Annotated in this window: 10 protein-coding genes; 6 read left to right on the top strand and 4 right to left on the bottom strand. The window is 46.3% G+C overall.

The window, feature by feature from the left end; genetic code table 11:
- From atpF to AB4384_RS19015, 6 genes are all read left to right on the top strand, one after another.
- The coding region (atpF, locus tag AB4384_RS19040; protein WP_372129965.1) for a F0F1 ATP synthase subunit B at window positions 1-330 on the top strand (330 nt) is incomplete at its 5' end.
- Window positions 331-341: 11 nt separating this feature from the next.
- Window positions 342-893: a F0F1 ATP synthase subunit delta gene (locus AB4384_RS19035; protein ID WP_017060840.1), complete on the top strand. Its 552-nt coding sequence runs from the start codon at window positions 342-344 to the stop codon at window positions 891-893.
- A 9-nt stretch (window positions 894-902) separates the two neighbouring features.
- Window positions 903-2,444, top strand: a complete 1,542-nt coding sequence (atpA, locus tag AB4384_RS19030) for a F0F1 ATP synthase subunit alpha (RefSeq protein WP_017060841.1) — start codon at window positions 903-905, stop codon at window positions 2,442-2,444.
- A 46-nt stretch (window positions 2,445-2,490) separates the two neighbouring features.
- On the top strand, window positions 2,491-3,360 hold the full coding sequence (gene atpG / locus AB4384_RS19025) for a F0F1 ATP synthase subunit gamma (protein WP_372129964.1): 870 nt from the start codon (window positions 2,491-2,493) through the stop codon (window positions 3,358-3,360).
- A 44-nt stretch (window positions 3,361-3,404) separates the two neighbouring features.
- The gene (atpD, locus tag AB4384_RS19020) at window positions 3,405-4,790 is read left to right on the top strand and encodes a F0F1 ATP synthase subunit beta (RefSeq protein ID WP_017060843.1); all 1,386 of its coding nucleotides are present in this window, start codon (window positions 3,405-3,407) and stop codon (window positions 4,788-4,790) included.
- A 14-nt stretch (window positions 4,791-4,804) separates the two neighbouring features.
- Window positions 4,805-5,248 (top strand): F0F1 ATP synthase subunit epsilon, encoded by a 444-nt coding sequence (locus AB4384_RS19015; RefSeq protein WP_017060844.1) that lies wholly within the window; start codon window positions 4,805-4,807, stop codon window positions 5,246-5,248.
- Window positions 5,249-5,432: 184 nt separating this feature from the next.
- On the opposite strand, the gene AB4384_RS19010 is transcribed toward AB4384_RS19015, so the two are convergent.
- The 4 genes from AB4384_RS19010 to AB4384_RS18995 all read right to left on the bottom strand — a co-directional run bounded on the left by AB4384_RS19010 (window position 5,433) and on the right by AB4384_RS18995 (window position 9,861).
- Complete coding sequence (locus AB4384_RS19010; RefSeq protein WP_017064730.1) at window positions 5,433-5,969, bottom strand: RNA-binding S4 domain-containing protein; 537 nt, start codon at window positions 5,967-5,969, stop codon at window positions 5,433-5,435.
- A gap of 117 nt (window positions 5,970-6,086) precedes the next feature.
- Window positions 6,087-7,709, bottom strand: a complete 1,623-nt coding sequence (yejF, locus tag AB4384_RS19005) for a microcin C ABC transporter ATP-binding protein YejF (protein ID WP_372129963.1) — start codon at window positions 7,707-7,709, stop codon at window positions 6,087-6,089.
- Window positions 7,710-7,718: 9 nt separating this feature from the next.
- Window positions 7,719-8,741 carry an ABC transporter permease gene (locus AB4384_RS19000; protein ID WP_017060847.1) on the bottom strand — a complete coding sequence of 341 codons (1,023 nt, stop codon included), beginning with the start codon at window positions 8,739-8,741 and terminating at the stop codon, window positions 7,719-7,721.
- 31 nt (window positions 8,742-8,772) lie between these two features.
- Window positions 8,773-9,861, bottom strand: a complete 1,089-nt coding sequence (locus tag AB4384_RS18995) for a microcin C ABC transporter permease YejB (RefSeq protein WP_004730359.1) — start codon at window positions 9,859-9,861, stop codon at window positions 8,773-8,775.
- Window positions 9,862-9,863: the final 2 nt, after the last annotated feature.

Genomic DNA, 9,863 nt, shown 5'->3' with positions numbered 1-9,863 from the left:
AATTACGCAACAAAGCCGCTAGAACTAGCAAAATCAAATGGCGCGCAACTCATCGAAGATGCAAGAAAAGATGTGACTGAACTGGTTGAACAGGGCCGAAAACGCCGCAATGAAATCATCAGCTTAGCGCAACAAGAAGCCGAGCAAGAAAAGGCACGCATCTTAGAACAAGGTAGAGCTGAGCTAGAAGGCGAACGCCAAAAGATACGCCGTGAACTTCAGGCAGATATGGCAGACGCAGTAATTCAAAGTGCACAGAAACTGATTAGCAAAAACCTAGATTCCGCAACGAACCGAGCGCTAGTTGACCAAATGATTAGCGAACTCTAAGGAGAGGCAATATGTCAGATTACACCAATATTGCTCATCCCTACGCCAAAGCATCGTTTGAATTTGCTTTAGGTGAAAACCAGTTACAAGAGTGGCACTCAATGCTGTCCATTCTTGTGGCTGTCGCGGAAGAAGAAACGATCGCTAGTCAGATTTCTTCAGCAGAAGGTGCTTCTACACACCAAACAGAAGAGCTGGCAAACCTCATCATTCATATTTGCCAAGGACTCGTTGATGACCACGTCATTAATCTTATTCGAGTCTTGGCCGAGAACGGCCGCCTTTCTGTTGTAAGAGACCTGTTTGAATTGTACTGCGAGCTAAAGGACGAACATGAACGTGTAGTGCCTGTCACTGTCACCAGTTCAGAAATGCTGACACAGGATCAAGTTACGTCACTAACAGCTGCACTTGAGAAGAAATTAGAGCGTCAGGTTGAAATGAAGCAGGTTATTGATGACACGTTAGTGGGTGGAATGGTCATCAAAGCGGGTGAAACCGTTATCGATGGTTCTTTAAACACATCAATTGACCGATTGGCTCATCAACTTCACGCGAGATAGGTAACAATTATGCAATTAAATTCAAATGAAATCAGCGATCTAATCAAAGAACGCATCTCGAAATTTAATGTGAGCACCGAGGCTCGCAATGAAGGCACTATCGTATCGGTTCGTGATGGCATCATCACAATCAATGGCCTTGCTGATGTTATGCAAGGCGAGATGATTGAGCTACCAGGTGGCAAATACGCACTCGCACTTAACCTCGATACCCACTCAGTAGGTGCGGTGGTTATGGGCCCCTACACTGACCTCTCTGAAGGTATGAAAGTGAAAGGTACAGGTCGTATCTTAGAAGTACCTGTAGGTAACGGACTTCTTGGCCGTGTTGTGAACACATTAGGCGAGCCAATCGATGGCAAAGGCCCAGTGAGTTGTGACCGACTCGACCCTGTAGAAGTGATTGCGCCCGGTGTAATCGAACGTAAGTCTGTTGATCAACCTATTCAAACTGGTTATAAAGCGGTTGATACCATGGTGCCGATCGGCCGTGGTCAACGTGAACTTATCATCGGTGACCGTCAGACGGGTAAAACAGCGTTAGCTATCGATGCGATCATCAATCAGAAAGATTCTGGCATCAAATGTGTGTATGTGGCGATTGGCCAAAAAGCCTCCACTATCGCTAACGTGGTTCGTAAACTCGAAGACCACGATGCGCTTAAAAACACCATCGTCGTTGTGGCGTCAGCATCAGAGTCTGCAGCGCTTCAATACCTAGCCCCTTATGCGGGTTGCACCATGGGTGAATACTTCCGTGACCGCGGTGAAGATGCGCTGATCATCTATGATGACCTATCAAAACAAGCCGTTGCTTACCGTCAAATCTCATTGCTATTGAAACGCCCACCGGGTCGTGAAGCCTTCCCTGGCGACGTATTCTACCTTCACTCACGCCTACTAGAACGTGCAGCACGAGTGAATGCAGAGTATGTAGAGAAGTTCACTAACGGTGAAGTGAAAGGCCAAACAGGCTCATTAACGGCGCTTCCTATTATTGAAACTCAGGCGGGTGATGTATCAGCGTTTGTACCAACCAACGTAATCTCAATCACTGATGGTCAGGTTTTCCTTCAAACCCAACTGTTTAACTCAGGCTTACGTCCTGCAGTAGACCCAGGTATCTCGGTATCTCGTGTGGGTGGTGCGGCGCAATGCAAGATCATCAAGAAACTGTCTGGTGGTATCCGTACTTCATTAGCTCAATATCGCGAGCTGGCGGCCTTTGCTCAGTTCTCTTCTGACTTAGATGAGATGACGCGCAAACAGCTAGACCATGGTGAGCGTGTTACCGAATTAATGAAGCAAAAACAATACTCTCCAATGTCAGTCGCTGAGCAAGCAACGGTTATCTACGCAGCAGAGAAAGGCTACTTGGTCGGTGTTGAGCTAAACAACATTGCCCGTTTTGAAGAAGAGCTGATTGCTTATGCCAAAGGTCAGAACCCTGCGTTGTTCGAAAAAATCAACGCGACAGGCGATTACAATGACGAAATCGACGGTGCTCTTAAAGAGATCCTAGAAGGTTTTGTTGGGATGAAAGCTTGGTAAGTGCTCCGGTTTGTTAGCTGGAAATCAAAACAAATAGGAGCAGATTATGGCAAGTACTAAAGAAATTCGCACCAAGATAGCCAGTGTTAGTAACACTCAGAAAATCACTAGCGCAATGGAAATGGTTGCAGCAAGTAAGATGCGCAAGGTTCAAGACAACATGACGCTAACTCGCCCCTACGCCGAGAACATGCGAAAAGTTATCTCTCATGTTGCATCGGGTTCCCTGGAGTACCAGCACCCTTACCTGCAACAGCGTGAACCTAAGCGTGTCGCTTACATCATTATCTCGTCCGATCGCGGCTTGTGTGGTGGCTTGAACTCAAACTTGTTCAAGAAAGTGTTAGAAGTAATGGAGCAATGGCGCACCAAGGGAGTCGAGGTAGAAACAACCTTAGTGGGATCTAAGGCTATCTCGTTCTTCCAACGCGGCGGCAACGTTATTGCACAAACGTCAGGTCTTGGCGATACACCTAAGTTAGAAGACATCTTAGGTACGGTGAATGCGATGCTCGGGCATTACGACGAAGGTAAAATCGATAGCTTGTATCTCGTTTACAACCAGTTCGTCAACACCATGGTTCAAGCGCCAACGACCTTGCAGTTGCTCCCCCACCCTTCGGATTCTGAGGAAGGTGGTGAGCCTAAAAAAGCGCGTCGTTGGGACTACATCTATGAGCAAGCACCCAAAGACATACTCTCAGAACTGTTACATCGATACATCGAATCGCAAGTGTATCAAGGCATTGTTGAGAGCATTGCCTGTGAGCAAGCAGCCCGAATGGTCGCTATGAAAGCGGCGACTGATAACGCAGGCCAACTCATTGATGACTTGCAGTTGGTCTACAACAAGGCGCGTCAGGCTGCCATTACCCAAGAGCTGAGTGAAATAGTCTCAGGTGCCCAAGCTGTCTAGGGCTAGAAAAGACTGGGTCAAGAACAGAATTTGAGGATTTAAGAATGAGTGTTGGAAAAATAGTTAAAGTAATCGGCGCGGTGGTAGACGTCGAGTTCAGCGGCGGCAACAGCCCACGCGTTTATGATGCATTGAAAGTGACTAGCGACGAAGCAAGCTCGTTAGTATTGGAAGTACAACAACAACTGGGTAGCAATATCGTTCGTTGTATTGCAATGGGTACGTCAGATGGCTTACGTCGTGGCCTAACGGTTGAAAACACAGGCTCTCCAATCACGGTTCCTGTCGGCGAAGAAACGCTAGGCCGTATCATGAACGTGCTTGGTCAACCTATCGATGAGTGTGGTGAAATCGGTCAGAAAGAAAACTACGAGATTCACCGTGAAGCCCCTTCTTATGAAGAACAAGCAAACAGCACTGAGCTTCTAGAAACAGGCGTTAAGGTTATCGACCTTATCTGTCCATTCGCTAAGGGTGGTAAAATTGGTCTGTTCGGTGGTGCTGGTGTAGGTAAAACCGTCAACATGATGGAGCTTATCAACAACATCGCCAAAGCCCACTCAGGTCTTTCTGTATTTACCGGTGTAGGTGAGCGTACTCGTGAAGGTAACGACTTCTACTACGAGATGAAAGAAGCGGGTGTACTAGACAAAGTAGCCATGGTTTACGGTCAAATGAACGAGCCACCGGGAAACCGTCTACGTGTAGCACTTACAGGCCTAACTATGGCTGAGCGCTTCCGTGATGAAGGTCGTGACGTACTGTTGTTCATTGATAACATTTACCGTTACACGCTTGCGGGAACAGAAGTATCAGCTCTGCTAGGTCGTATGCCTTCAGCAGTAGGTTACCAACCAACACTGGCTGAAGAGATGGGCGTACTTCAAGAGCGTATCACGTCAACAAAACAAGGCTCTATCACGTCTATCCAAGCAGTATACGTACCTGCGGATGACTTGACTGACCCATCGCCAGCAACAACCTTTGCTCACTTAGATGCGACCGTTGTACTGTCTCGTAACATCGCGGCACTGGGTCTATACCCTGCGATTGACCCGTTAGATTCAACGTCACGTCAGTTAGATCCGCTGATCGTAGGCCAAGAGCACTACGACATTGCACAAAAAGTACAAACAACGCTGCAACGCTACAAAGAGCTAAAAGACATCATCGCGATTCTTGGTATGGATGAGCTGTCTACTGAAGACAAACAGACCGTATCTCGCGCTCGTAAGATTGAACGTTTCTTAACGCAGCCTTACCACGTAGCCGAAGTGTTTACCGGTCAGAAAGGTGTCTTTGTACCGCTAAGCGAAACACTAAGAGGCTTTAAAGGTCTATTGAGCGGTGAATATGACGATATCCCAGAGCAAGCGTTCTTGTACTGTGGCTCTATCGACGAAGTGCTTAACAAAGCAAAATCACTCTAAGAGGCAGGTGCACCATGGCTATCGGAATTACAGATAATACATTTCAACTTAATATTGTAAGTGCGGAAGGTACGCTGTTTTCAGGTCCAGCGTATGCCCTAGCCGTTTCTGGCGCTGACGGTGAACTGGGGATCCGCCCCGGTCACTCCCCGCTTCTCAGTAAGATCAAACCGGGCGTAACCGTGTTTGTTACAGACCCTAAATCAGAAGGCCAAGTGCTGTATGTCTCTGGTGGGATGCTGGAAGTTCAGCCGGATGTGGTTACGTTATTAGCCGACACGGCCTTGCATGGTAAAGACATTGACCGCGCTCGCGCAGAAGAAGCGAAATATGCCGCTCTAGAGAACATCAACAAGGGCAACATAGACATTAACTTTGCACAAGCTCAGCTAGAACTAGCGAAAGCCGTTGCTCAGTTACGTGCATCAGAGCTAACTTCTTCTCACACAAGACACTGAGAATAAGCGTTATTGGCCGTTAGCTGTGCTAGCAAACAAATACAAAAAAGGCTCACTAACTAGTGAGCCTTTTGATATCTGCGTAACGTAAAACCTAGGTCTAACGTTGCTTGATGTTCAAACGAATAGTTTTAAAAGATTCGTTTTAGAAAAGCAGTTTAGAGCAGTCGTTTAGAACTGTAGTTTAAAAGAACTCAATCGAATTACGGCCGCTTTTGTCATCACGTGTTGGCTTTGGCGTATCCGCTTTCTTTTTCGGTTTCTTCTCTTTTTTCTCTTTCTTTGGTTCAGCCTTTGCGCTTAGCATTTCTGCTTTGCTTTTCTTAGATTCCTTCTTCTTAGAATCCTTTTTAGACTGACCTTTCTTCGCCTTGTTCTCTTTTTTAGGCGTTTCTTTCTTTTTCGGCTTTTCTGATTCTTCTTGTACTGGCTGATCACACACCACTACATAGTATTCTTGGTTGAATTCAAAGAAGTCGCCATCGTACATTTTACGACGCTTACGGGTTTCTAGCTCACCATTTACCGCTACGTAGCCTTCAGAGATGATGTGCTTAGCTTCACCGCCACCACTCACTAGGTTAGCAATTTTAAACACTTTGTAGAGCTCGATTGGCTGTGATGAAACATCAATACCAATTGCTTCAATTTCAATCTCTTCGCCTTCTTCGCCCAGCTCTTGGCCTTCGTAATCAGCGTCTTCGTAATGTTCTTGGTCCATGGTGACCTCTACCTAAATATGTACTTCTGAAATATTGGGCGCAGTGTAATCTTAAAACAACGAAATGACCATGTTGAATTCAACCAGAGCCCATTTGTTTTAAACAAACCCTCTGCGTTATAAAACACCACCAACATTCGAAAGACTCACCAACTGCTTAGTATATTCATGCTGCGGATTACCAAACAAAGTCTCAGTGTCGCCCTTCTCTATTACCTCGCCAGCTTTCATGACGATGGTGTAATGACACAAGGATTTCACGACATTCAGATCATGACTGATAAACAAATAGGTCAGGCCATACTTTTCTTGAAGTGACTTCAGCAAATCCAATACTTGAGCTTGAACGGTTCTGTCCAATGACGATGTTGGTTCATCGAGCAGGATAAACTCTGGCTTTAAAATCAAAGCACGAGCAATCGCAATACGCTGCCTTTGACCGCCAGAAAACTCATTTGGGTAACGGTGACGCGTTTCAGGATCGAGGTCAACCTCTTTCATTACGTCACAGATGCGTTGGTCGAGTTCGTGCTCATCCAATTGTTGATGCACTAACAAACCTTCGCCAATCACCTGAGCGACCGACATTCTCGGGTTTAGCGCAGAAAACGGGTCTTGAAAGACTACTTGCATACGGCTTCTAAACGGAAGCATCTGTTTTCGATCTAAACCTTGAAGCTGTTCACTCGAGTAGGTGATTGACCCTTCACTATCTACCAGCTTAAGTATCGCCATACCGGTCGTCGATTTACCAGAACCACTTTCGCCAACCAAACCGACTGAGTGCCCTTTCTTCAAAGTGAACTCCATGTCGGTCACAGCTTTAACATGAGAAATGGTGCGCTTGAATAAACCGCCCGTGATCGGGAACCAAACACGAAGTTGATTTACATCGAGTAGCGGTTTGCTTTCGGGTGACACAGGAACGGGCAAACCTTTCGGATCAGAGTTAATAAGTTTTTGAGTGTAAGGGTGAGCAGGCGCGTTAAACAGGGTATGACAGTCGTTACTTTCGACCAAGCGACCATCTTTCATTACTGCTACTCTGTCGGCAATCTTACGAACGATACTCAAGTCATGAGTAATGAAAAGCATTGCCATACCCAGCTCTTGCTGCAGGTCTTTTAGAAGGTCGAGGATCTGCGCTTGCACCGATACATCCAAAGCCGTTGTCGGCTCATCAGCGATAAGCAGCTCAGGTTCGTTGATCAATGCCATTGCGATCATCACGCGCTGGCGTTCTCCACCAGATAGCTCGTGCGGATAGGCTGAAATCTTTTGCTCAGGATAGCGAATGCCAACCTTTGAAAGCCACTCTATCGCCAAGGCTTGTGCTTTGTTGGTTCGCATACCACGATGAATTGTTAAGGTTTCAACAAGCTGTTTTCCAATTCGATGAAGCGGATTTAGGGAAACCATAGGCTCTTGGAAGATCATTCCAATACGACCACCACGAATCCCACGTAGCTGTCTTTCAGAACAACTCAGAATATCGGTGCCAGAGAAATTGATCTTACCGTTTAAGTAATGAGACGAGCCTTTTGGTAACAGCTTTAAAATCGAGTTAGCCGTGACCGATTTTCCGGAACCACTCTCACCCACCAGCGCTAATGTCTCACCTTTGTATATTTCTAAAGAGACATCTTGTGTCACTTGCTCTATCGAGTTTTTTCGCCCGAAACCGACAGACAGTTTATCTATGGTCAAAACCGGAGAAGCAGGCGTTGTATTTGAAGTCATAACCTATCCTTACTTCTGTTGATGCGGGTCGAAAGCATCACGCACCGCTTCACCAACGAAGACCAGTAACGTAAGCATCAGTGAAAGCACGACGAAGGCAGAAATGCCAAGCCAAGGCGCTTGTAAGTTAGCTTTACCTTGCGCCAACAACTCGCCTAACGAAGGCGAACCCGCAGGAAGACCAAAGCCCAAGAAGTCTAACGAAGTCAGTGTGGTCACCGAGCCTGAAAGAATAAACGGCATCATGGTTAACGATGCAACCATCGCGTTAGGTAACATGTGACGAAGCATAATACGTTTGTCATCAACACCCATGGCTTGCGCGGCTCGCACATAATCGAAGTTTCGGCAGCGTAAAAATTCCGCTCGCACGATGCCGACTAAACTCATCCAACTAAACAGCACCATAATCCCGAGCAACCACCAGAAATTCGGCTCAATAAAACTCGACAAAATAATCAGCAAGAACAGGGTCGGCATACCAGACCAGACTTCAATGAAGCGTTGTCCGAATAGATCAACCCAGCCACCGTAGTAGCCTTGTGTTGCGCCAACCACGACACCAATCACGCTCGATACAATGGTCAGAATAAAACCAAATAGAACGGAAATACGGAAGCCATAAATGATACGAGCTAATACATCTCGCCCCTTATCATCAGTCCCTAACCAGTTCACTGAATCAGGCTCCGACGGCACCGCGCCTGAAATATCGAAGTTTATTGTGTCGTAGCTAAACGGAATGATTGGCCACACGATGTAACCGTTGTCTTCAATGAGCTCGATAACATACGGGTCTTTGTAGTCGGCCTCGGTTTCAAACTCACCACCAAACTCCGTCTCGGCATATTCATTGATAACAGGCACAAACCACTGATTATCATAAGAAACCAAGAGTGGTTTATCATTGGCAATGATCTCAGCGAACAGGCTCAAGCCAAACAAGATGGTAAATATCCAAAGGGAGATAAAACCACGCTTGTTTGCTTTAAAACGTAACCAACGAGCTTCAGCTAAAGGGTTGTTAAACATTTATTATCAATACCTTGTTATTCGTTCGCCATTAACGCGCTTCAAAATCAATTCGAGGATCAACCCAGGTATACGTCAGGTCGGAGATAATGCTCAGCACCAAGCCAAGCAAGGTCATGATATAGAGAGAGCTGAACACCACGGGATAGTCACGTTGAATGGTTGATTCAAAGCCAAGCAGACCAATTCCTTCGAGTGAAAACATCACTTCAATCAACATAGAACCCGTGAAGAAAATACTAATAAATGCACTCGGGAAACCAGCAATAATGATCAGCATGGCGTTACGGAAAACGTGCTTATAAAGAATACTGCTCTCGTCCAAGCCTTTCGCTCTCGCAGTCACTACATATTGCTTATTGATTTCATCAAGGAAGGAGTTTTTGGTCAGCATGCTGAGCGTGGCGAATCCACCGATAACCATGGCGAAAATGGGCAACGCCAAGTGCCAGAAGTAGTCGCCAATTTGCTGATACCAGTTGAGCTGGTCGAAGTTACTCGACACAAGCCCTCGCAATGGGAACCAACTGAAGTAGTTACCGCTTGCAAACAAGATAATCAGAATAATCGCAAACAAGAAGCCCGGCACCGCGTAGCCGACAATCACCACCGCGCTCGACCAAATATCAAAGCGAGAGCCGTGATGTATCGCCTTCATAATGCCTAAGGGTATCGAAATCACATAGATGATTAACGTACTCCACAACCCTAAGGAAATGGAGACAGGTAAACGCTCGATGATTAAATCAATAACGTTACCGCCCTTAAACAGGCTTTCACCAAAGTTAAAGGTCGCGTAATTTTTCAACATGTCGAAGTAGCGAACATGAATCGGCTTATCAAAACCAAACTGCTTTTTGATCTCTTCAACCACTTCTGGATCAAGCCCGCGCGAGCCTTTATAGCCACTGGCAGACGCTTGGTCACTTTCGCTTAAATCAACTTCTTGTCCACCACCAGAAAAGCGCTCCATGATGCCAGAGTTATGCCCTTCTAATTGAGCAACGGCTTGTTCTACCGGGCCTCCAGGGGCAATCTGGATGATGAAAAAGTTGATGGTGATGATCGCCCACAGCGTGGGGATCACCAACAATAAACGTCGAAATATATACGCGGCCATGC

Origin of the sequence: Vibrio sp. 10N.261.51.A4, from assembly GCF_041471945.1 — a bacterium.
In the GTDB taxonomy this organism is placed as follows: domain Bacteria; phylum Pseudomonadota; class Gammaproteobacteria; order Enterobacterales; family Vibrionaceae; genus Vibrio; species Vibrio crassostreae_C.
This window is presented reverse-complemented; position numbering and strand designations above follow the sequence as displayed.